The following is a 22,753-nucleotide window of genomic DNA, read 5'->3' on the forward strand; positions in this document are numbered from 1 at the left end:
CGTCACCCGGTCACGGAAATCTTGACTGAGCCCATCGCGGAGCCGGACTCGTCCTCGAAGACGATCCAGGCGTCGAGCGCCGCCGCAGCCCTTCCACCTGTGTCCAGGTCACCTTCCCCCCAGCCGGTGACCTTCTCCTCGTCGCGTTCGACGGGCGGTTTGGCCGGGACCCGGCAGGAAAGACCGTGCCGGATCAACAGCCTGCGCACCCCTGGAGGATGTAGCTCTTGTGGAAGCGCCGCCCGATCACAGTGGGCGCGGCAGACCCGCCGTTCGAAACGATCGAGCTGGAGGTGCCCGGGGGGGGGAGCCTTCTCGTGCTGTATACCGACGGGCTGGTCGAGTCGGCCACCCGCGAGATCGACGAGGGCATGGCCGAACTCGCGCGGCTTCTGCGCACCGCCCATGAGGACGCGGGCAGCACAGGCGGAGATGACGGAGATCTGGAACGGCTCTGCGACACCCTCATGGCCGGCCTGCTCCCCGCCGCGCGGCAGACCAGCGACGACGCGGCCCTCCTCATGGCCCGTGTCCACGCGATGGCGGACGACCAGATGGCCTCCTGGCCACTCCCGGAGGACCCGCAGGCAGCCGGGCAGGCCCGCAAGCATGTCCGCGAACAGCTCTCCGCCTGGGGCCTGGACGATCTGGCGGCCACCACGGAACTGCTGGTCAGCGAGCTGGTGGGGAACGTCGTACGCCATGCCAAGAGCCCGGTGAGGCTGCGCCTGCTCCACGCTGCCGAGTTGATCTGCGAGGTCTCCGACGGCAGTTTGACCATGCCCCGCATACGTCGCGCGTTGGAGACGGACGAGGGCGGGCACGGGCTGCAACTCGTCACCGCGCTCTCCCAGCGGTGGGGCACCCGCTACAACACGAACGGCAAGTGCATCTGGACCGAGCAGGCACTGCTCGGCCCGGACAGCCCGAACGAGCTGCCGTACGGCTTCGGGGATCTGATGAACGTGCCCGCCGGGGAGTTCGACAAAGACCTGGCCACCCTGTCCTTCGGGGACGAAGACCTGCCAGGCCCGGACGCCACCCGGTGAGCCGGCTCCCGCCGCGGATGCGGCGCTGATGCCTCACATTACCGCTCATGGCTAATTTACAGTCAGAAGTAAATCTGCATTAGAGTGTAGAAAGTTCAACCTCGAAAGAGCCCCTGTGGGTGCCTGCGGGCATCTGCCAGAAGCAAGAAGGTGCAAGCGTCTTCGGCGACAAGGGCTTGGCCGACGACCGATGACACGAAAGCGAACCCCCTCATGAATGCCCGCACCAGCACCGGCGCCACCCGCGTCCTGTTCCTCGGGGACAGCATCACCCGCGCCCAGATCAGCGTCGACTACGTCAGGATTCTCAAGGACCGAACCGCTGGGGGCCGCTACGCCTTCACCAACGCCGGCGTCAACGGCGACCTCGCCTACAACGTCCTGCAACGCCTCGACCCCGTCATCCGGCAACAGCCGGACATCGTCGTCGTGCTGATCGGCAGCAACGACGCCAACGCGAGCCTGAGCGAGAAGAACGCCCTCAGGATGAGGAAGACGAAGAAGCTGCCAGGCATCCCGACGATCGGCTGGTACGAGCACAACCTCGCCACCATTGCCGAGCGGCTGACCAAGGAGACCCATGCCCGGGTCGCCCTCCTCTCGCTGCCGGTGCTCGGCCAGGAACCGGGCTCGGTGCCGGTACGCCGATCCGAGGAGTACAGCGGCGTCATCAAGGCGACCGCCGCGGAACACGGCGTCACGTACCTGCCTCTCCACGAGAGGCAGATCGAGCATCTGCAAGCGCACGACCACGCCCCTCGCATTCCCTTCCGGGACGGCACTGCCCTGGCCAAGCGGACGGCGATGCGGCATTTCCTCCTGGGCCAGTCGTTCGACAGCATCTCCCGGCGGCGCGGCCTGGAGCTGACGACGGACTTCATCCACCAGAACACCCGTGGCGCCACAATGATCGCCGACCTGATCGAGGACTTCCTCGGCGACCTGGCCTGACGTCTGCGGCGAGCAGACACACGCACGTGGCCGGCAGCTCGGCGGTCATCGTCGGGAACGCGCGGCAGAAGAACCTGATCCACATGCTCGTGCCAACACTTCCGGGTGCCTGAAGAAGGGTTCCCGGCGTCCTACTCAGTGCCGGGTTCCGGAGGCACCAAGACTCCGCGACGTCAGCCGGACGGCCGTAGCCCGATTTTCTCCCCCTCGGGGTGTCGCCGTCCGGAGATCGGACCACTCAATGACCATCGACGTCAGCATGTTCCAGACGGGCACCATCGGTGTTCACACCACCCGGCAGCCGCAACCCGTCGGCCGCCCGGTGCTGTTGCGTCGGCTTCGCCTGATCCTCACCCGGCGCTGGACGGAGCCGATGCCCATCGGCGCCTTCCTGGTCGACCACCCCGAAGGCCGCATCCTCTTCGACACCGGCGAGTACCCCCAAGCCCGGAAAGCGGGCTTCTTCCCACGCTGGCAGATCGGCATGCGCCTCGCCTTCGACGTGCGCATCGCTCCGCTCCAGGGCCTGGGCGCCCAACTCGCCACCCACAGCCCCGACCCGAGCGAGAAGATCAGCGCTGTCGTCCTCTCCCACCTGCACCACGACCACACCGGCGCTCTCACCGACCTCAGTGACTTGCCCGTCTACGTCGGCCGAGAACACTGGGAGGCGTACCGCACCCGCTTCCACGCCGAGGCGGAGGCAGTCGTGCCCAGGCACTGGCCCAGGAACTTCGCACCACGGTTCCTGGAACCCACCGGCCCGGCCGTCGGCCCCTGGCCGCACACCTACCCTGTGACCTCCGACGGCAGAGTGTTCGCCGTCGATACACCTGGTCACGTCCCCGGGCACCTGAGCCTCGTCGTCCGTGGCGACGAGGTGACCTACCTGCTCGCAGGGGACGCCGCGTACACCCAGGACGAGCTCGACGCGGAGACCCCCGACGGCTTCAGCGCGGACCCCTCCGCCGCGGTCGAGAGCCTCCGCAAGATCAAGGAGTTCGCTCGGCAGGAGGATGTCGTGGTCCTGCCGAGCCACGACTCCCGGGCCGCCACACGTTTGGCCAACTCCGAGGTCTACAAGCCCACTCGTCTTCCGGCATTCTGAGTCCAGGGTCCAGCCGCTCCTCCGCGACAACGGAACTCCGACATTTCCCCACGGTGGTCCGCGCCCACGGTGTGATCATGACTTGTCGGACGGCCGCCCGCCAGAACCCGTACCGGTCGCCGGCGGGCGGCCGTCGCCTCGGGACTGAAGGCAGCCGGTGGCCACGAGGCAGACCGAGCCGCGGCAGGTTCTGGGCAGGGGGTGTCAGCGGGCTGTCGGCGGCAGCCACTCCGGGGTGCTGGAGCCGCGGGGGACGAGGATGGGGTCGTTCCAGCGGGCCGGGGTCTGGGAGAAGGTGACGGGCGGGGCCAGCATGTGGACAGCTCCGAGCGGTGTCTGGGCGTCGTAGGCGGCGGGGTCGCGCAGGGTGTGGTCGTCGTTTCGGCCGGCGTGGGCGGGGTCGACGAGACCGAGGGTCTGGTACCACATGGCGGTGCGGGTGAGGTTGACGGTGACGTGCCAGCTGCCGCCCTCGACTGCCCGCCGGTGCAGGGCGGCGGTGGCGCCGGCGGCGCCCATGTAGCCGGTGATGAAGTCGTTGATCATGCCGGTGACAGGGAGGCGGGGCGCTTCCGGGGTGCCTTCGAGCGCCATGAGTCCGGAGGCGGCGGAGCCGTTCATGTCGAAGCCGCCGCGCTCGGCCCACGGCCCGGTCGAGCCGTAGCAGGTGACGGAGACGCTGATCAGACCGGGATGACGGACGGCCAGGTCGCGGGGGTCCAGGCCCAGGCGCTCCAGTTTGCTGCCGCGGTGGTTGTTGACGACGACGTCGGCCTGGGAGAGCAGCTCGTCCGCCAGGGCCCGGCCGGTGTCGCGGGTGAGGTCGACGTAGGCGCTGCGGGAGCCGACGTTGGCCTCGGCGTAGATGAAGTCGTGCTCGTAGTCGTTGGGCCGGGTCGCGCACAGGACGTCCGCGCCCTGCTCGGCCAGGGTCCGGCCGACAGTGGGCCCGGCGATGGCGTGGGTGAAGGACAGGACCCGCACGCCGTCGAGCGGCCGGTCGGCCGGCCCCAGGGGACGGGGCGGGGCGTCACCGATGCGCTCCAGGCCGATGACGGGCTGCGTGGCGAGCAGGGCGCCTTGCGGGTGGGCGAGCCATTCCTGTGGCGTGCGGGCCACGCAGAGCGGCAGTCCGGCGGCGTTCGCGGCCTCCTCCAGTTCGAAGGCATCCCACTTCTCGATGACGGCGGCGACCTTGTCGCGGTCCGGCGGTACATCCAGGAACCGGCACCACTTCGCGGCCAGGTGGGGATAGACCCCGGAAGCCATGACGGTACGGCCGTCACGGGTGCGGTAGGAGTCGAGCAGGAACGGGTTGTCGGCCACCAGCGGGTGCGGGGGCGTCTCCCCGCTCAGGGTCGGATGCCAGAAGGCGTGCGGGGTGATCCCATGGACGGCCTGCCGCAGGTCCAGGTGCAGATCCTGGGCGCGGCCGGTGCGCCGGCGCCACAGTGCGGCGGCTCCGACGGCACCCGCCATGACCGGAACGCCGATGGCCGCGCCGAGCCGGTGGCGGGCGGCGACGATGGGGTCCTGCCCGGAGAAGGAGACGCGCCCCCCGGTCTCCGCCGACGACAGGCCGACCTCGGCGAGCAGGTTCTCCAACGCCCGGCCCGCGTCGAATCGGATTTCCTGGCTGGTACTGGTGGATGGCATACGTGGGCCTCGGCTCCCGGGCTGTCGACAGTTGCAGGACTCAGCGTCCGTCCGCTGGGCGGATGTGGCGCTCATCGAAGGAAAACTGCGCGGGGAGGCCTCCGGTGAAGGAATCCGCCACCTGTGGCCCCGGTCCGACGCGGCGCCGTGCCCAGAGATGTCCAGCGGGCCCGCGTCGCTGTCGTGTGGCGCCCGGCCGGTGCGGCTGCGCCACACTGGCGGCATGACGGATCCGGGTGGCAGACGGTGGGTGGATGAGGACGACGTGGTGCTGCTGGACGCGCTGCACGTCAACCCGCGCGCCAGTTTCGAGCAGTTGGGCGCCGTCCTGGGCGTGTCCGCGGTGACCGCCGGCCGGCGCTGGCGCCGGCTGACCGAGGCCGGACAGGCATGGGTGTCCTCGGCGCCGGGCCCGCGGATGCCGCTGGCGGGCGCCCTGTTCGAGGCCGAGTGCGAGCCGGGTCGCGTCGCCGAGGCGGCGGCGGGCCTGGCCGCGCTGCCGCACGTGTTCAGCGTGCACCTGGTCAGCGGGAGCAGGGACCTGTACGCGCTGGTGGCGGCCGGTGACAACCGGACCCTCTCACGTCTGCTGCTGGATCAGCTGCCCACCGTGCCGGGCCTGATCCGGGTGCGCACCAGTGTGACGACCGAGGTGTTCAGCGGCCAGCACTGGCGGCTGGGAGCGATCAGCGCCGCCCAGGCCGGGGCGGTACGGGCCCAGGAGCCCGGAGACCAGGAACAGGTACCGGACCGGACCCTTGACCAATTCGACCGTGAGCTGTTCCTGGCCCTGCAGGACGACGGACGGGCCGGATACCGCGCCCTCGCCGACCAGCTCGGAAAGTCCGAGCAGGCCGTCAAGCGGAGGATCTCGGCCCTCCTGCGCTCGGGCGCTGGCCGATCCAGGTCGCACTCTGGCTGCGGGTGCCGGACGAGCAGCTGGAGAGCGTCGGGCGGCACCTGGGCGAGTGGCCTCAGACCCGGGTCTGCCTGGCCGTGGTGGGGACGGCCAACCTGTTCGTCACCCTCCAGCTCCACGGCCTGCACGCCCTCGACGGCGTGCTGCGCCGGATGCGCGGGAGCTGGCCGGAGATCCGCGTCGCCGAGCGGGAGGTCGTCCTGCGGTCGGTGAAGTCCTGGGGCCGGATGCTGGACGAGGACGGGTACGCCACCTCTGTGATCCCCGTCGATGTCTGGGCCCCCGTTCCCGCGGGCCCGGACACGTGACGCGCCGCTCCCTGCGCGCACGCTCCTTCCGCCCCGTCGGCCACTGACCGGCTCACGTCGTCCACCCTGCCGCCCACTGACCGGCTCACGTCGTCCACCCTGCCGCCCACTGACCGGCTCACGTCGCCCGCCCCCGCACGGCGTGACGGTTTCCGTCACCGAGCGCCTGGAAACGGCAGTTTCCACCACCCCGCACCCGTGTGGCCGGGCCGATCGCACCATCTGGTCAGGCGTGACCCCCGCCACGCGCCCGGTGAGTACGGGGCACCACCGAGGGTGATCCAGGCACCGTTCCGTGCCACGCCCGCCACGCCCGCCGCGTACACCGCGTCCCGGCCGAGGCCCTCCGACCACCCACAACCGTCCGCCAGACGGATATAACGGAGCAAGTATGACTAATGCACCCCGAGTGGCCGGCACATCATCGGCCGACTCACCTCTCGTCGAGTCCTCCGCACCGGCGCGCATGACCAGCCGGGCACGGCGCTCGTTCGCCGCCGCGGTCAGCGGCTGGGCCATGGACGGATTCGACATCGCGATCTTCGCGCTGGTCGCCTCTCCCGCCCTCGCCGAACTCCTGCCGAAGTCCGGCACCGACGCCACCGCCACCAACGTCGGCCTCTACGCCCAGCTGAGCGCCGCGGTCTTCCTCCTGGGCTGGGGGCTGTCGTTCATCTGGGGACCGATCGCCGACCGGTACGGCCGCCGCCCCGCCATGATCGGCAGCATTCTCACCTTCTCGGTCTTCACGGCGCTGGCGGGAGCCGCCCCGAACATATGGATCTTCATGGCCTGTCGTTTTCTGGCGGCGGTCGGCGTCGGCGGCGAATGGGCTCTGGCCGGCACCGCGGTCGCCGAGTCCGTCCCGGAACGCCTGCGCGTACGCCTCGGCGGTCTCCTGCACTCCGCGACCTACCTGGGGGCCATTCTCACCGGCGTGCTCTATCTCGCGGCCGGTCACGCCCTGGGCTGGCGCGGCATGTTCCTCATCGGCCTCGCGCCCGCACTGCTCGTGCTGTTCCTGCGGCTCGGCGTCAAGGAACCCGAGCGGTTCGAAACCCACCGGCGGCAGACAACCGGGGAGACCGGACAGGGGAGCACATCCCTGTGGGCACCGCTGCGCACCATCCTCAGACCGCCCTACCGGACGCGGACCTGGGTCAACCTGCTGCTGCTCGTCGTATGTGCCATGGGGCTGTGGGCCGGCGCGACCTTCGGAGCCACCGCCGTCACGACGATGGCTCACGCCACGGGGCGCGGCGACGCGACCCGCCTGGCGTCACAGATCACCCTCCTCGGAGCCGTCTCGACCATGATCGGCTGTTGGTGTGTGCCGTCCCTCGCCCGGAGACTGGGCCGACGTGGTGCGCTGGTGCTGCTCTACCTGCTGATGGTCATCGGCATCGCGGGCTCCTACGCCTACGCCTACCCCCGCAACGACATCACGGCGTTCTTCCTCTTCGCCCCCGTCCTGGGTTTCGGCGGCGCGAACTTCGCGGTCTTCACCATCTGGCTGCCCGAGCAGTACCCCACCCACATCCGTGCCACCGCTTTCGCCTTCACCACCACACTCTCCCGGTGGGCCGCCGCCGGCGGCACGTTGCTCATCGCCTACGGCATCTCCGTGACACACTCACTGGCCCTGCCCCTGGCCCTCACCGCCGTGCCCTTCCTCGCGGGGATCCTGCTGACCCGCCTCGTCCCTGACACCGCCGCCGCCCTGCCCGACTGACCCGCCGACGCCGGCCGAAGCCGTGACCGGGAGCGCCGTCCTCCGAGCGCGAGCAAAGCCGGCGCCGACTCGACGCCGGCTCCCGCCCACGACAGCCACGCGTCGCCCCTCACATGCCGGTCACGCTCATGCCTCCGTCGACGGTGACGATGGTGCCGGTGGTGTAGGCGGAGCGGTCGGAGGCGAGGAAAGCGATCACGTCGGCGATCTCACGGGGCTCCGCGGCGCGTCCGCCCGGAAAGTACTCCACGGCCTTGCGGAACTGCTCGCTGTTCGCGGCGAGTTCGAGCATCCTGTCGGTGGCGACCGGTCCGGGGTTGACGCCGACGACGCGGATCCCGTCCTTGAGGCTGTGGCCGCCGAGGGCACGCGTGAGAGCCATGAGAGCCGCGTTGCCCATACTGCCGGCGATGTAGGCGGGGTTCACCGATTCACCGGCGGCACCGATGTTGTTGATGATCACGCCGTGGCCGTTCTCCTTCATCGCCGCGTAAACCAGCCGGGTGAGGTCGATGTAGCCGTACACCTTCAGGTCCCAGGCGCGTCGCCAGGCCTGCGCGTCGACCTGGTGGATCGATCCCGCGGGGATGTCGCCGGCGTTGTTGACCAGGATGTCCGGTCCGGGGACGGCTGCCGCGAGAGCCGTCAGCTGCTGCGGATCACGCAGATCGACGGGGTGTACCCGTACCTCGGCCCCGTGGGTGCCGCGCAGGCGCTCGGCCGTTGCGTCGAGCGCCGCACGGTCACGGGCCGCGAGGTGGAGCGAGCAGCCCTCCTGTGCGAACACTTCCGCGACTGCGGCCCCGATGCCCTTGGAGGCACCGGTGACGAGGACGCTGCGGCCCGTGAGTTCGAGATCCATTTTCGTGCTTCTCCACATGTTCGGTGACGTGAATGCCGGATTCCCGCGGCTTCGGGCTGCTCCGGCCGGGCCCGCCCTCACCGGACGGAGAGGTGTGCCGGGCGGTGCGGCGGGCCTGTGCCGGAATCCCGCCTGGTGTGGTCGTCGTACCGGGCCTCCGCGCAGGCCGCCCCTGACGGCCGGGCCGGCGACAGGCAGACCGGGGCGGACGCACCACCACCGCCGCCGCCCACCGCGCAGGAGCGACGGCCCCCGTGTAACGCTCTCCAAGCGCCCCCCCTCTCAGGCCGCGTGCCCCTTCGGCTTCCACCCCTTCTCGGTCGTGACCAGCACCCGCTGCCCGGCGAGGCCACGGTCGCCGGCGATGTCGACGAGGGCGCGAGCGACGTTCGCGAAGGGGAGGGTGGGCAGGCCCGGAACCTTGGCGACCTCGTCGAGGCGCTTGACCGTGGCGGTGGGTGCCGCGGGGGCCTCCTTGAGGTTGACCGGGTGAACGATCGTCCAGTTCAGGCCGCTCGCGGGCAGGCTCTGCTCCGAGAGCTCCTTGTCCTTGAAGATCGCGGCGACGACCGTCTTGTAGACCAGCCGCCCCAGGAGCGAGGCCTTCGCCGCCGTGTCCCCGACACCGAACGCGGAGACGAGCACGAACCGCCCGACACCGGCGTCCCGCGCGGCGGCGGTGACGACCGGCAGGGTGCGCTGCATCAGGTCGACGGGCTTCTTCGCGCGCAGGGCGACCCCGATCGCCGAGATCACGGCGTCGCCGCCGGCGAAGGCCTTCGCCAGCGCGGCCCGGTCGTCGAGGGAACCCCGTACGACGGTCAGCCCGGACTGCGGCTGCACCGCGTCGGGGTTGCGCACGTAGGCGACGACCTCGTGCCCCTGGGACAGCGCCTCCTTCACCACGTGTGAGCCGATGTTGCCGGTGGCACCGAGTACGACGATCTTCATGGTTCTCCTCCTCCGGGCCTGCTCCGACCCGCTCGGGTTAATTACTTCGAATTCGAAGCATTAACGCAAAGTGCTTCGAATTCGAAGCGCATACTTGACGGTAGCATACTTCGAACTCGAAGCAAGGACGGTGGACCATGGAGCCGACACCCCAACACATCGCGGCCTACTTCGCCCTCATGGAGGCCGGAGCCCTGCTGCAACAACTGGTCGAACAACAGTTGCGCGAAGAGGGCGACCTCACCTACATCCAGTTCCGCGTCCTGGCCCAGCTCGTCGAGGCCCCCGGCCAGAGCCTGCGCATGACCGATCTCGCCGACGGGGTCGTCTACAGCCGCAGCGGACTGACCTACCAGGCCGACCGCCTGCAGCAGAACGGCCTGATCGCCCGCACCCCGTCGCCCGACGACGAACGCTCGGTGACCGTGACGATCACCGAAGCCGGAAAGGAGGCACTGGCACGCGTACTGCCCGGCCACATCGACCTCGTCGCGAGGGAGCTCTTCGGCCCACTGGACGAGGAGGACGTCACGGCGATGGCGGACGTCCTCACCCGGGTCCGCGACAACCTGCGCCACGCCCCGCGCCGCCGGACACCCCGCCGACACCCCAAGGCGACCTGACCTCTCCGAGGACACCACTCCGACCTCGCACGACCCTTGACAGACTTACGGCATAAGCACTCTACTGCAGCCAGCCTTACGACATAAGTCAACGGCTTTGGGACGGAGCCCGTGTCATGACCCCTGGGACTGTGATCATCGTGGGCTGCGGCCCCGTCGGGCTCGGCGCCGCGCTGGAACTCGCACGCTTCGGCGTTCCCAGCGTGGTGCTGGAGCAGCGGATATCGCCGTCACGGCACCCGAAGACCCGCAACTTCAACACCCGCACGATGGAGATCGCCCGGGGCTGGGGCCCGGCCGTCTACCGACGGCTGCGCGGCATCGACACCCCGGACGGCTGGAAGAGTCCCATCCGCTTCCTCGACACCGTCGTCGGCAAGGAGTTCGGCCGGATCGACTCGAAGGGCTTCGAGGGGCCAGGCCCCGAGGTCAGCCCGGCACTCCCGGTGATGTCGTCGCAGGACCTGCTCACGGAGATCCTGCGGGACGCGGCCGCGGCGACCGGCCTGGTGGAGTTCCGGTTCGGCCACCGGGTCACCGACGTCACCTCCGGTGCGGGCGACCTGGACACCCAGGCGGTCGTGCAGGTCACCGACGAGGCCACCGGTGAGTCGTACGCGCTGTCCGGCGCGGCCCTGGTCGCGGCCGACGGCGTCGACAGCCTCGTACGACAGGCCCTCGGCGTGCGGCTCGAAGGCGAACAGGGCATTCACCACTTCGTCAACTGCTACTTCCACTCCCCCGTGGAGCAGTACGTCGGCGAACGGACCGGCGTGCTCCTGTACGTGGCCAACTCCGATGCGCTCGGCGTGCTGCAGCCTCTCGACGCGAACGGCCGCTGGCTGTGCCAGATCTCCGTACCGCCCGAACAGTGGAACCGCGAGACGTGGACGGACGGCAGGGTGCGGGACTGGGTGCGCGCCGCGGTCGGGGTGTCCGGCCTGGAGGTGGACGTACGGAGTGTGGGCATGTGGCGGATGAACGTCACCGTCGCCGAACGCCTCGTGTTCGGGCGGGTGGTGCTGTGCGGGGACGCGGCCCACCAGTTCCCGCCCACCGGCGGCCTCGGCGTCAACACCGGCCTGCAGGGCATGCACAACGCCATGTGGAAACTCGCCCTGTGCGTACGCGGCCTCGCCGACTGGTCGCTCCTCGACACCTACGACATCGAACGTCGGCCTCCGGCACGCCGCACGGCCGACCAGTCGTATGAGAACTTCCGCAACGTCGCCCGCATGGGCGCCGCGACCTACGGCTTCGGCGAGGACCTGGATCCGGACGCGATCCTGCGCGAGACCCGCCGTTACGGCAACCACCTCGGCGTCGAGTTCGGCACCGTCTACGACTCCGCCGCCATCGTCCCGGACGGCAGCCGCCCGCCGGTGGTCGAGGACGACTACTCCGACTACGCGCCCAGCGCCACGCCGGGCTGCCGGGCGCCGCACGTCCGCCTCGGCACCGACGGCGCACTGTCCACCCTCGACCTGTTCGGCCCCGGCTTCACCGTGCTCACCGGCCCGGACGGCACCGCCTGGCAGGAGGCGGCCGCGGTCGCCGCACATCGGCTGCGGCTCCCGGTGGCGGGTTACACCATCGGCTCCCCCGGGCTGACGGACCCCGACGGCCTGTTCCTGCGGCGCTACGGGACCGGTTCCGAAGGAGCCGTTCTCGTCCGGCCGGACGGATACGTCGGCTGGCGGTCGGCCGGTGCGGCGACGGCTGCCGGGGAGCAGCTGACGGAGGCGATCGAGCGGATCATCGGCCGTGGCGAGTACTGATGATGCGTCATGTGTGTTGTCCTGCTTGCGACTTGAGCGAGGAGTGAGGCATGGATGTCGGCGCCGAGCGTCGCGGCCCGGGCGTGGCAGCCATCCTGCGGGGCCTTCGGGCGCCCACCCTCGCCCCCTGGACTCACCTGTACGAGACACCGGCACCGCTTCGGCCGGGGGCGCCGCACACCCTGTTCCTCGGCGTGTCCACGATTCTGCTGGACGACGGTGACACCGCGATCCTCACCGACGGGTTCTTCAGCCGCCCCGGCCTGCTGCGGGTGCGGTTCGGCCGAGTGCGACCGAACCGCACCCGCATCACCGCGGCCCTGCGCCGGGCCGGTATCGATCGCCTCGACGCCGTGTTCGTCGTCCACTCGCACTACGACCACGCCCTGGACGCCCCCGAAGTGGCCGCGGCCACCGGCGCCCGTCTCATCGGCTCCGCCTCGACCCGCAACATCGCCGCCGGGCAGGGCTTCCCCGACGACCGCTTCCGGTCGGCCGTCACCGACGAGCCGTTCACCATCGGACGCTTCACGCTCACGGCCCTGCCCGCCCGGCACAGCCCGGGCGATCTGGCCCCCGGCCGGATCGACCGGCCGTTGACTCCACCAGCACGGGCCACGGACTACCGGACCGGCGACTGCTACACCCTCCACGTCCGCCACGGCGAACGCCAACTCCTCGTCCATGCCAGCGCCCACAGCCTGCCCGGCGCCCTCGACGGCCACCGCGCCGACACCGTGTACCTGGGGATCGGCGCGCTCGGCAAACAGGACGAGGCGTTCCGGGAGGAATACTGGGACCGGCTGGTCACGAGTACGGGCGCCCGACGCGTCGTACCGATTCACTGGGACGACTTCACCCGCCCCCTGGACCGCCCGCTGCGGCCCTTCCCCGCCTTCTTCGACGACTTCACGACCACCATGACCTTCCTGGCCCGCAAGGCCGAACGCACGGGAGTCGCCCTGGCCCTGCCCGTGGTGGGTCAGCGGGCCGACCCGTGGCCGTCCTGAGAGCTCCGGCCCGCACTCCATCCCGGCCTCGTGCGCCATCACCCGTCTCGCCCATCTAGCCCGTCTCATCGGCGGAGAACCACTCAGGGCGCGAGTGGCGCATTTGACAGAACTTATGTCGTAAGTCTAGCTTGAAGGGAGGTGAACATACGTCGTAAGTGTGCTGAAGGCCCGCGGATGACCCGCACCATGCGCACCCTCTGAACGTACGGGCAGCCCGACGTCATCCGGGCGGATCTCCACCTGCCCAGGGCACCTGCAGACCGGTCGGCGTCGACGCGCGGCCGGGGCCGATCAGCGCCCATCCGCCCTCACCCCTCCAAGGACATCCGCCATGAAAGTCCATCACCTCAACTGCGGCACCATGCATCCGCCCGGCGCCGGTCTCGTCTGCCACGTGCTGCTGATCGAGACCGCGAACGGCCTGGTCCTCGTCGACTCCGGCTACGGCCTCGACGACATCGCCGACCCCAAGCGGCGCGTAGGACCGGCCCGGTTCTTCGTCCGGCCGGTGTTCGACCCCGAGGAGACGGCCGTCCGACAGATCGAAAAGCTCGGGTTCCGCCGGGACGACGTACGCCACATCGTGCTCACCCACTTCGACGCCGACCACATCGGTGGCCTCTCCGACTTCCCCGACGCCGAGGTCCACCTCACCGTGGACGAGGCGCGCGGCGCCGTCCACGCCCCCTCCTGGCGGGAGCGGATCCGCTACCAGAAGCCCCAGTGGGAGCACGGTCCGAAGCTCGTCGAGCACCGTCCCGACGGCGAGGCGTGGCGCGGGTTCGCCGCGGCCAAGGAGCTCGACGCGATCGCGCCCGGCATCGTCCTGATCGCCCTCCCGGGCCACACCCGCGGCCACGCCGCCGTCGCGGTCGACGCCGGATCGCGCTGGCTCCTGCACGCCGGTGACGCCTTCTACCACTACGGCACCCTGGACGGCCGCTCCCCCGTCCCGGCTTCCCTGCGCGGCATGGAGGCCGTCATCGCGTACGACGGGAAGAAGGTCCGCGACAACCACGCCCGCCTCGCCGAGCTGTACCGGCAGGACGACCCTGGCCTCATGGTCATCAACGCCCACGACCCCGTCCTGTACGAGAAGGCGCGCGCGAGCGCGTAGCAAGGAGGAGACGACATGACGACCATGCGCGCGGTACGACTGCACTTCCCGAGCCGTGAGCTGCGGGTGGAGGAGGTTCCCCGGCCCGTCCCCGGCCCGGGAGAGGTCCTGGTCAAGGTCGAGGCGGCGGGCGTGTGCCTCTCCGACGTGCATCTAATCTCGGGCGGACTCGACGGACTGCTGGCCGGGCGCGCGGAGCCCCTGGTCCTGGGACACGAGGTGGCCGGCACCGTCGCGGGACTCGGCCCCGAGGTGGACGGCTGGGAGACCGGGGACCGCGTCGTGCTCCAGGCGGGCGAGCAGCGCGACGGCAAGGTCCTGACCCGCGGCGTCGACTACGACGGAGGCTGGGCCGAGTACGCCCTGGCCCGTGCCGGCACCTTCGTCCCGCTACCCGCCTCCATCCCCTTCGAGCAGGGTGCGATCGTCCCCGACGCGGTCTCCACGCCCTGGGGAGCCATCACCCTGACCGCCGGTGTCCGCCCGGTCCAGGCTGTCGGTGTCTGGGGCATCGGCGGGCTGGGGGCGCACGGCGTACAGCTGCTGCGGGCCGTGGGCGCCTGTCCGATCGTCGCCGTGGACCCCTCGCCCGCCGCCCGCGAACGCGCCCTGGCCTTCGGAGCGGACCTCGCCCTCGACCCGGCCGACGATGCCTTCGTGGACAAGGTCCGCGCGGCCACCGGCGGTGCCGGGCTGGAGGTCGCCTTCGACTTCGCCGGCGTCGACGCCGTACGCGAGCAGGCGCTGTCCGCGCTCGGTCGGTCCGGAAAACTGGTCCTGGTCGGGCTCAGCGGCACCCCCGTCACCATCAACGACAGCACCGCGTTCAGCGCGCGCAAGCTGCAGATCCTGGGCCACTACGGCTCCAGCGAGGCCGCGGTGCCCGAGCTCATCCGTCTGATGGAGGCTGGCCGGCTGGACTTCGCGCGCTCCGTCTCGGAGGTCCTGCCACTCGAACAGGCGGCCGACGCCGTGGAACGGCTGGAGCACAAGAAGGGCGATCCCATCCGGCTCGTGCTGCGTCCCTGAACGGACCAACCGATCGCCCCACCAGGTACGGGTACGGCGAGCCTTGGGACGACTCGCCCTGCCTTGCCGTCCCGACCCGGCTGCCCCACTCCCCGGCGGCCGGGTCTGGATCGGACCCCATCGCCACCACGTCCCGGACACGACGGAGAACCATGACCGCCGACGGCCCCACCCCCGAGACCGGCCCGCAGGCACGCGCCACCGCACTCCTGCGCCGCCCCAAGTTGTGGCTGATGCCCACGATCCTCACCGGGCTGCTCGCCCTGCTGCTGTCCCTGCTCTACATGGGCGGCATCGTCAACCCGCAGCGCGAGCTGCACGACCTGCCGATCGCGCTCGTCAACGCCGACACGAGCGAGCCGCTGCCAGGCCAGAAGCAGAACCTGGGCGCGCGGATCGCCGCGGCCATCACCGCCGACACCTCCAGTGACACCGCTGAGTGGCGCACCCTCACCCGCGCGCAGGCCCAGGACGAGCTGGACTCCGGCAAGGTCTACGGCGCCTTGGTGATCCCCTCGGACTTCACGGACTCCGTCGCGGCGCTCACCACGGCCAAGGCGACTGAGCGTCCAGTCATCACGGTGCTCACCAACCCCGGCAAGGGCAGCCTCGGCTCCTCCCTCGCGAGCAAGATCACCACTACGGCGGCCCAGCAGGCCTCCACGACCATCGGCAAGCAGCTGACAGCCGCTGTCCCGAAGGCCGACGCCACGCAGAAGCTGCTGCTCGCCGACCCGGTCCAGATCGCCACCCAGGTCGGCCACCCCCTCGGCGACCACAGCGGGCTCGGTCTGAGCGCCTTCTACTACACCCTGCTCCTCGTACTCGCCGGCTTCCTCGGCGCCAACGTCATCAGCAACGGCGTCGACACGGCCCTCGGCTACGCCGACAACGAGATCGGCCCCTGGCACACCCGCCGCCCCACCGTCCCGATCAACCGCACCCAGACCCTGCTCCTGAAGATGGCCATGACGGCCGGCATCACCCTCCTCAGCGTCTCCCTGATCATGCTCGCCAGCGTCAGCATCCTCGGCATGGACGCCACCCACATCCCGCTGCTGTGGATCTACTCCTACTGCGCGGCCCTCGCCGTCGGCCTCGGCGTCCAGGCCATCAACGCCGCGTTCGGCGGGATCGGCCAGCTGGTCTCCATGTTCGTGTTCATCGTCCTGGGCCTGCCGTCCTCCGGCGCCACCGTCCCCCTCCAGGCCGTCCCCGGCTTCTACCGCTTCCTCTCCCACTTCGAGCCCATGCGCCAACTCAGCGACGGCGTACGGGCGATCCTCTACTTCGACGCCCGCGGCGACGCCGGCCTGACCCGCGCCTGGACCATGATCGGCGTCGGCACGGCCATCGGCCTGCTCTTCGGCTTCGCGATGGTCCAGTACTACGACCGCAGGGGCCACAAGCGCCTTACCCCGCAGCCCGCTTGAGCGATGAGTCGACGGCCTGCTCAGGGTGTGCTGGAGGTCCTTCCCGGAGCCGGTGCCGTGTCGCCACAGGCCCGCCGCGCCGACCGCGCAGCCCCACACGGGGATGCCGATGGCTGCGCCAAGCCAGTGGCGGGCGGCCACGATCGGGTCCTGCCCGGAGAACGCCACCAGGCCGCCCGCCGCAGAGGAGCCGGGTCCCACGTCGGCGAGCAGCACGTCGAGCGCGGGTGTGAGGGCCAAGGGGATACCGGTCATGAGCATCAGCTGCCTCGCGGTGGGCGGCTCGCGTGCCGGGCCGCGCCCGAAGCACGCGACCCGGCACCGTGGCGGGAGGGATCAGCCCACGTAGACGTCCTCGACGTACCGGCCCTGGCCCATCAGGTTCCGCAGCCATTCCTCGGCTGCCGTCCCATCAGCACCGGGCGTGCGCTGCGCGTACAGGCTCCGGAAGGCCTCGCGGACACCGGGCGCCATATGACGGCCGTCACCGCAGACGTAGACCTTGGCTCCGGCTCCCAGCAGCTCCCAGACCTCGTCGGCCTCCGTGGCGATCCGGTGCTGCACGAACCGCAGGCCGTTCGCCGGTTTCTCGCTGAAGACCGGCCGCATGGAGACCGCTCCCGCGTCCTCGGCGGCCCGCAGTTCCTCGGCATGGAGGTAGTCCACATCGGGTCCGTCACAGCCGAAGTAGCAGAGGGCCGGGGCGAGTCGCGATCCCGCCTCGGCGAGGCTACGGCGGTCGGCGATCGCCCCGCGGAAGGGGGCGAGCCCGGTGCCCCCGGCGATCATGATCACCGGAGTGTCGTCGTGCGTGATACGGAAGGCCTCCCGGCAGGGCTGAAGCCGGGCCAGTACGACATCGCCGGGCCGGACGGCGTTCAGGTGCCCGGAGCCGGTGCCCCGGTAGGTTCCGCGCCCCGAGCGGGCCGGTGCCTCCAGCAGCGAAACCATCAGATCGACGTGGTCCGGGGCGGTGTCCGGCGAGGAGGAGGCCGAGTAGGTGCGCGGGCGGATCGGTGGCAGCAGGTCGAGGACGACCGGCCAGGTCAAGGCCTCTCGCAGGGCCGGGTTGTCCTCGATGACGTCGAGGAGGGTGCGCGGGTCGGCGGCCAGGGCCTGCTCGTCCTCCGCCAGGGCCGTCAGAGCCCGCTGTTCGGGCGGGCAAGGGTTGGCGGCCGCCAGGGTGCGCAGCTGGTCGGCGGTCGGCCGGTCCTGGAGTTCGACATGGTGGGTGAGCAACTCCCGTACGGTCACCGGCCGGTCGAGGGCGAGACCGTCGGGACGGGTGCGTGCCGACGTGATGTTGAGGACGGTGTCGAGGTCGGCGCCCAGCAGCTTGGCGGCGCGCTCGACCAGGGCCGGATCGTTGGCCGGCAGCACGGCCAGGTGATCGGCGGTCCGGTAGGTCTGCCCCGGCGGGAGCGCCACCCGCACGAACCGTTTGACGCGCGGGTAGTCGGGCGCCGTCAGGCTCCTGGCCTCGGTCACGGTCAGCGCGGTCATGCCGTGGCGGGCGGCGAGGGCGTCGCGCGGGGCGCCGGTCACCTCGGTCACGAGGTATCCGGACTTCTCCGGAGGAGCACCACCGCCGACGGATCCCGGATCGCCCGCGTGTGCCAGGAGTGCGGTACGCATCCGGTCCGTGAACTGCCGTACCGCGCCCGCGAGATCACCGGACGCGTCGCCCTCGGCGCGCTCCAGCAGCCGGGTGCCGCCGAGTTCGGCGAGCCGCCGGTCGATGAGGGTGGGGATGCGCTGGTAGGTGGCCGCCCAGTTGCGGTCGCCGATGCCCAGCACGGCGTACGTCACTCCGTTCGCCGCGCCCGGCTCGGCGCTCTCCAGCCACCGTACGAAGGCGGCCGCGTCGTCGGTGGGCTGCCCGTTGTAGGAGGCCGCCGTGATGACCAGGGTCCGGTCGAGGGGCAGTGCGCCGGCGTATGCGTCGAGCGGCGCCACCTCGGTCTCGCAGCCCAACTCCCCTGCGGAGAGCGCCAGTCGGTTCGCGAAGTCCCGGCAGGCACCGTAGTTGGAGCCATGCAGCAGCAGAAGACCCGTGCCCTGCTTCACGCGCGCGGGCAGGGAGCCGTCGGCCACGGGAGTGGTCACGGTGGACCGTGCGGCACGCACGTCAGGCGTGCGCGGAACGAGGCTCAGAGTGAAGCCGTCGGGCTTGATCGTGAGCGTCTGCTTGATGGTGAGCTCGTAGCGGTCGCGGTCGATCAGGCGGTAGCGATGGGCCAGCATGCCCAGCAGCATGGTGGCCTCGTGCAGCGCGAACTGCCGCCCGATGCAGGCGCGTTCACCGGTGCCGAACGGCTTGAACGCGTGCGGGGAGCGGGCCGCCTCCACCTCCGGATCGAAGCGGGAGGGGTCGAAGAGGTCCGGGTTGTCGCCCCACACCGGGTCGCGGTGCAGCATCGGGATCGACACCAGGGCGGGCGCGTCTGCCCGCATCCGGACTCCGTCGCCGATCACCGTGTCCTTGAGGGCCTGCCGGCCGAATCCGGGGGCGGCCGGCCACAGGCGCAGGGTCTCGTTCAGCACCTGGCGGGTGTAGCGCAGCCGGCCGACGTCCTCGTACGTCGGCTCGGGGTCGGCCGTGTCGCCCCACAGCTCGTCCACCTCCCGCTGCACCCGGTGCAGGACCTCGGGATGCTGGGAGAGGAAGTACAGCGCGAAGGCGAGGGTGCCGGACGTCGTCTCGTGGCCGGCGATCAGGAAGGTGATGACCTGGTTGCGGATGTTGGCCCGGTCCAGCGTCGTGCCGTCGGACGGGTGCCGGGCGCTCAGCATCAGCCCGAGCAGGTCGTCGGCCTCGGCCTGCGGTTCGGCGGTGCGCGCGGCGATGACCTCGTCCACGACGGAGGCCAGGTAGGCGGCATCGGCGCGGAACGCCTCGTCGTCCCCGCCCGGTGTCCTCGTCATCGCCCAGGTCAGACAGCGCACCATCGCGCCGACGAACGGATGCGGGCGGTCGCTGTCGAAGGAGCCGAAGTCGAAGCCGAACCCGGCCAGGCCGATGGTGTCCAGCGTCATCCGGGTCATGTCGTCGGCCACGTCGACCGGTGTGCCGGCGGCCGCGTGACGGTCCCAGGCGTCGAGCAGACGGCGGGCCACGCGCAGCATGACCGGGTGGTAGCGGCGCATCGACCCGAGGGCGAAGGCCGGCATGAGCAGATCGTGGGCCTTGGCCCAGTTCGGCTCGTCGTTGAAGGCGGTGAACAGGCCGTCGCCCGCGAACTCGCGGACGTTGACCAGTGCCGGGCCGACGAACTTCGCGAACCGCTGTTCGTCGGCGAGTTCGGTGACCAGGTCGAGGCTGCCGGCGAAGAGCACGTCGAAGCCGCCGATGCGCTGGAAGTAGGCGGGGCCGTACGTTCTGGCCCGCGCCATGTTCGCCAGCACGGGCGGGCCGGCGGGGAGGGGGGAGGCGGCGAGATCGACGACGGGCAGGCCGTCGCGGGTCTCGGTGTGCGGCGGGATGATGACCTCGGTCATATGGGGCTTCCCTCTGCGTGCAAGGCTGTTGGGGCGGCCGCCGATGCGGGCGGCCTCCTCCCACCCTCGCGCCGCGCGGGGGGTCTCGGAGGCCCTCTCCTACCAGAACTGGTAGCCGACACCCGGCGTTGGGACTTGTCATGTCGTCAGCCTGGCGCCCGGAGTGGCGCCGCATGTGAAGGAGGACCGAATGGACTGTGGGGAGCACGGCCCGTACGGCCTTGCGGCCACCCCTGCCCCGGTGCCGGACAGCGCGGCGGCCGTCTTCTGGCGCAACCGCGCCACCGGCCTGTTCGACCGCATCCCGCTGCCCGCCGCGTTCTGCACGGCCGACGGCACGATCCTGCGGGCGAACCCCGCGCTGGCCGCCGAATGGGGACGACTCGCGGGATCGTTGCGCGGGCACAGCGCCCTCGACCTGTTCCACATGGACGCCAGGGACCAACTCCGCTCGATCGCCGAGGCCATCCGCCTGCACCGTCGGTCGCGCTACCCGGTCGCCGTCCACTGGATCACCGCCGACGGGATCGAGCGGCGTGGGGACGTGAGCGTCGACCTGGTCGACGACACCTCCACCGACGAGCCGAACCTGCTGGTCATCGTGCGGGTGGCGGAGGAGGAACCTCGCTCACCCGCAACGGCCGCCGCCACGCTGGACGACACCGAGGCCCGCATCCTCGCCCTGACGGCGGGCGGCGCCACGGCGGCACAGACCGCCTCGGCCGTCGGCCTCACCGCGGACGGGGTCAACTACCACCTCAAGCAGCTCTCCCGCCGCTGGAACGTGTCCGGCAAGGCGGCCCTGGTCGCTCGCGCCTACGTGGAGGGGATCCTGGCACCGGACGTCTGGCCGCCGGTGCCGGTCCCCCATACCTGACGGACCTATCGGACCGTGCGGTAGGCGTTCACGAGCGTCTCGGTCATCGTGTTCCCCTTGGTGTCCGTCAGCGTCGCTTTCAGGCTCACCGTGCCGGACTTGGCCGGGCTGGTGAGGGTCACGGAGCGCTTGCCGTTCGCGCCGGTGCTCACGGTGACGCGCTTCCAGGTGCGGCCGCCGTCGGCCCCTGGATGCCGACCGGGACGGTGAGGCGGGCACCCGCCTTCGCCGTGCTGGTCAGGCTCAGCTTCGGGGTGAAGCGGACCACCGACAGCGGGAAGTGCGCGAGCTGGGTGCCGGGGACGTGGTCCGCGGTGAACGTCCAGACCGCCGAGGCCCTGGTGCCGACGCTGAAGTCCTTCCCGGGACGGGTGGCGTCGATGCTGAGCCGGTAGGCGGCCTTCTTCGTCGGCAGTCCGTCCTGAACTCCCAGATCGCAGGGGTCCATTCGCCGGTCGGAGAGGGTGCGGCCGTCGGCGGTGAGCCGGACGTGCCAGTCGGCCGCACCGGCGTTCGCATGGCCCGCGCCGTCGGAGAGCAGCGGAACACAGATCGCGTACGACGTGCCGCTGTGCGAGGCGCCCGGGGTGCCGAGGCTACGAAGCCCCACCCTCGCCCGACAGGCCGACTACTTCTTGGCGAACTCCTCCGCCGCCTCGATCACGATGTCGGCGAACTTACGGCCTCCGAACGCGCTGGTCTGGCCGCCGTCGACCGGCAGAACCGTACCCGTCACCCATGTGGACGCGTCGCTGGCGAACCAGAGGGCGGCCTCGGCGATGTCGATCGGCCGGCCCAGGCGGCGCATCGGTGACCAGGACGCGGACCGCTCGTCGAGGAAGTCGTTGAAGTCCTTGATACGGTCTTCGGCCACACCGAAGGTACGCCCGATGAGCGGGGTGAGGATGGTGCCCGGCGAGATGCCGTTGGACCGGATGCCGTGGGGGCCGAACTCGTGCACCGCTTGCTGGATGATCCCGACCACACCGTGCTTCGCGATCGCATAGGCGGCTTCACCGGCGTTGCCCTGCATACCGGCGGCGCTCACCGTGGTGACGATGGATCCGCCTGTGCCCTGCTTCCGGAACTGAAGTCCGGCATGTTTGTGTCCCATGACCACGGCCCGGGTGTTCAGGGCGATCGTCTTGTCGAACGCGGCGGAGCCGAGTTCGAACAGGTTGTGTACGTCGGGCGAGCCACCGGCGTTGTTGTACATCACGTCCAGTTTTCCGAACTCGCGGACCGCGGTCTCCACGACAGCCGCGATGTCCCCCTCCTCGGTGACGTCCGTGTGCTGGAAGACCAGAGAACCCTCGCACCTGGCCTGGAGCTTCTCGCCGGCCTCGTCCGAAATGTCGGCGACGACGACCTTCGCGCCCTCGGAGACGAACAGCTCCGAGGCGGCCAGGCCTATCCCGCTGGCCCCTCCGGTGATGACGGCGACTTTGCCACTGAGACGACCGGTCATGGTGATCCTCCTTGGTTCCGCGAATACTTGACGCGCTCTGTCGAGCCGCGCACCGCGCCGGGTCCGTCATCGGCTAACTGCTCACGTAGCCGGCGAGACCGAGGACGGCCAGGACCGCACTCACCCAGAGCACGTGCGACGCGTGGTCACTCCACCAGCGCACCCGGGGCAGGGCGGAGCGCGGGATCAGGTCCCGGTCCACGTGGCGCAGAGCGATCTTGTAGAGAACCATGTACGCGGCGCCGAGCCCACCGACGACGGCCAACGTGCCGGAGGCCGAGTGAAACGAACTCGCGGTCATCACAGACTCCTTGCGTACGACGGTTCCTGTGGAGCGATGGGCATCTTCCTGGTGGGGCGGGGGCGCCGCGTGAGTGGGGT

20 protein-coding genes and 1 pseudogene are annotated in these 22,753 nt (G+C 70.6%); 12 read left to right on the top strand and 9 right to left on the bottom strand.

What is annotated here, in order from left to right; genetic code table 11:
* Positions 1 to 2: 2 nt before the first annotated feature.
* Positions 3 to 326 (bottom strand): helix-turn-helix domain-containing protein, encoded by a 324-nt coding sequence (locus ACQHII_RS11395; protein WP_427925291.1) that lies wholly within the window; start codon positions 324 to 326, stop codon positions 3 to 5.
* Here ACQHII_RS11395 and ACQHII_RS11400 point away from each other — a divergent pair.
* From ACQHII_RS11400 to ACQHII_RS11410, 3 genes and pseudogenes are all read left to right on the top strand, one after another.
* A pseudogene (locus tag ACQHII_RS11400) lies at positions 252 to 1,049 on the top strand (SpoIIE family protein phosphatase); the annotation flags it as partial. The gene ACQHII_RS11395 and the pseudogene ACQHII_RS11400 overlap by 75 nt on opposite strands.
* A gap of 213 nt (positions 1,050 to 1,262) precedes the next feature.
* A complete protein-coding gene (locus tag ACQHII_RS11405) occupies positions 1,263 to 2,000 on the top strand; it encodes an SGNH/GDSL hydrolase family protein (RefSeq protein ID WP_427919185.1) in 738 nt (245 codons plus the stop codon).
* Between the two features lie 241 nt (positions 2,001 to 2,241).
* On the top strand, positions 2,242 to 3,108 hold the full coding sequence (locus ACQHII_RS11410; protein ID WP_427919186.1) for an N-acyl homoserine lactonase family protein: 867 nt from the start codon (positions 2,242 to 2,244) through the stop codon (positions 3,106 to 3,108).
* Between the two features lie 204 nt (positions 3,109 to 3,312).
* Here the strand turns inward: ACQHII_RS11410 and ACQHII_RS11415 are convergent, their stop codons facing one another.
* Positions 3,313 to 4,764: a CoA transferase gene (locus tag ACQHII_RS11415; protein ID WP_427919187.1), complete on the bottom strand. Its 1,452-nt coding sequence runs from the start codon at positions 4,762 to 4,764 to the stop codon at positions 3,313 to 3,315.
* A gap of 223 nt (positions 4,765 to 4,987) precedes the next feature.
* On the opposite strand from ACQHII_RS11415, the gene ACQHII_RS11420 reads away from it, so the two are divergent.
* Positions 4,988 to 5,896, top strand: coding sequence for an Lrp/AsnC family transcriptional regulator (locus ACQHII_RS11420; RefSeq protein WP_427919188.1), 909 nt, complete (start codon positions 4,988 to 4,990; stop codon positions 5,894 to 5,896).
* A 486-nt stretch (positions 5,897 to 6,382) separates the two neighbouring features.
* Positions 6,383 to 7,723, top strand: a complete 1,341-nt coding sequence (locus ACQHII_RS11425) for an MFS transporter (protein WP_427919189.1) — start codon at positions 6,383 to 6,385, stop codon at positions 7,721 to 7,723.
* A 109-nt stretch (positions 7,724 to 7,832) separates the two neighbouring features.
* On the opposite strand, the gene ACQHII_RS11430 is transcribed toward ACQHII_RS11425, so the two are convergent.
* Both ACQHII_RS11430 and ACQHII_RS11435 read right to left on the bottom strand, forming a co-directional pair.
* A complete protein-coding gene (locus ACQHII_RS11430) occupies positions 7,833 to 8,585 on the bottom strand; it encodes a short-chain dehydrogenase/reductase (protein ID WP_427919190.1) in 753 nt (250 codons plus the stop codon).
* Positions 8,586 to 8,867: 282 nt separating this feature from the next.
* Entirely contained in the window at positions 8,868 to 9,536 is a 669-nt protein-coding gene (locus ACQHII_RS11435; RefSeq protein WP_427919191.1) for an NAD(P)-dependent oxidoreductase, read from the bottom strand.
* A gap of 137 nt (positions 9,537 to 9,673) precedes the next feature.
* On the opposite strand from ACQHII_RS11435, the gene ACQHII_RS11440 reads away from it, so the two are divergent.
* The 6 genes from ACQHII_RS11440 (at position 9,674) to ACQHII_RS11465 (ending at position 16,529) form a co-directional block, all read left to right on the top strand.
* Positions 9,674 to 10,159: a MarR family winged helix-turn-helix transcriptional regulator gene (locus tag ACQHII_RS11440; protein WP_427919192.1), complete on the top strand. Its 486-nt coding sequence runs from the start codon at positions 9,674 to 9,676 to the stop codon at positions 10,157 to 10,159.
* A gap of 116 nt (positions 10,160 to 10,275) precedes the next feature.
* Positions 10,276 to 11,937, top strand: a complete 1,662-nt coding sequence (locus tag ACQHII_RS11445) for an FAD-dependent monooxygenase (protein ID WP_427919193.1) — start codon at positions 10,276 to 10,278, stop codon at positions 11,935 to 11,937.
* A 50-nt stretch (positions 11,938 to 11,987) separates the two neighbouring features.
* Positions 11,988 to 12,947, top strand: coding sequence for an MBL fold metallo-hydrolase (locus ACQHII_RS11450; RefSeq protein WP_427919194.1), 960 nt, complete (start codon positions 11,988 to 11,990; stop codon positions 12,945 to 12,947).
* Positions 12,948 to 13,281: 334 nt separating this feature from the next.
* Complete coding sequence (locus ACQHII_RS11455) at positions 13,282 to 14,067, top strand: MBL fold metallo-hydrolase (protein ID WP_427919195.1); 786 nt, start codon at positions 13,282 to 13,284, stop codon at positions 14,065 to 14,067.
* A gap of 15 nt (positions 14,068 to 14,082) precedes the next feature.
* On the top strand, positions 14,083 to 15,096 hold the full coding sequence (locus tag ACQHII_RS11460) for a zinc-binding dehydrogenase (RefSeq protein ID WP_427919196.1): 1,014 nt from the start codon (positions 14,083 to 14,085) through the stop codon (positions 15,094 to 15,096).
* 152 nt (positions 15,097 to 15,248) lie between these two features.
* Positions 15,249 to 16,529 carry a YhgE/Pip domain-containing protein gene (locus tag ACQHII_RS11465; RefSeq protein WP_427919197.1) on the top strand — a complete coding sequence of 427 codons (1,281 nt, stop codon included), beginning with the start codon at positions 15,249 to 15,251 and terminating at the stop codon, positions 16,527 to 16,529.
* A 336-nt stretch (positions 16,530 to 16,865) separates the two neighbouring features.
* Here ACQHII_RS11465 and ACQHII_RS11470 read toward each other — a convergent pair whose 3' ends face one another.
* On the bottom strand, positions 16,866 to 20,027 hold the full coding sequence (locus ACQHII_RS11470; protein ID WP_427919198.1) for a bifunctional cytochrome P450/NADPH--P450 reductase: 3,162 nt from the start codon (positions 20,025 to 20,027) through the stop codon (positions 16,866 to 16,868).
* Between the two features lie 190 nt (positions 20,028 to 20,217).
* Here ACQHII_RS11470 and ACQHII_RS11475 point away from each other — a divergent pair, with 190 nt between their 5' ends.
* Positions 20,218 to 20,904 carry a PAS domain-containing protein gene (locus tag ACQHII_RS11475; RefSeq protein WP_427919199.1) on the top strand — a complete coding sequence of 229 codons (687 nt, stop codon included), beginning with the start codon at positions 20,218 to 20,220 and terminating at the stop codon, positions 20,902 to 20,904.
* Positions 20,905 to 20,909: 5 nt separating this feature from the next.
* On the opposite strand, the gene ACQHII_RS11480 is transcribed toward ACQHII_RS11475, so the two are convergent.
* From ACQHII_RS11480 to ACQHII_RS11495, 4 genes are all read right to left on the bottom strand, one after another.
* Positions 20,910 to 21,056: a hypothetical protein gene (locus ACQHII_RS11480; RefSeq protein ID WP_427919200.1), complete on the bottom strand. Its 147-nt coding sequence runs from the start codon at positions 21,054 to 21,056 to the stop codon at positions 20,910 to 20,912.
* A complete protein-coding gene (locus ACQHII_RS11485) occupies positions 21,053 to 21,514 on the bottom strand; it encodes a hypothetical protein (RefSeq protein WP_427919201.1) in 462 nt (153 codons plus the stop codon). Before ACQHII_RS11485 ends, ACQHII_RS11480 begins: the two co-directional genes overlap by 4 nt.
* An 18-nt stretch (positions 21,515 to 21,532) precedes the next feature.
* Positions 21,533 to 22,372, bottom strand: a complete 840-nt coding sequence (locus tag ACQHII_RS11490) for an SDR family NAD(P)-dependent oxidoreductase (protein ID WP_427919202.1) — start codon at positions 22,370 to 22,372, stop codon at positions 21,533 to 21,535.
* A gap of 73 nt (positions 22,373 to 22,445) precedes the next feature.
* Positions 22,446 to 22,673, bottom strand: coding sequence for a hypothetical protein (locus tag ACQHII_RS11495; protein ID WP_427919203.1), 228 nt, complete (start codon positions 22,671 to 22,673; stop codon positions 22,446 to 22,448).
* Positions 22,674 to 22,753: the final 80 nt, after the last annotated feature.

This window comes from Streptomyces sp. cg40 (assembly GCF_050320165.1).
GTDB lineage: Bacteria > Actinomycetota > Actinomycetes > Streptomycetales > Streptomycetaceae > Streptomyces > Streptomyces hokutonensis.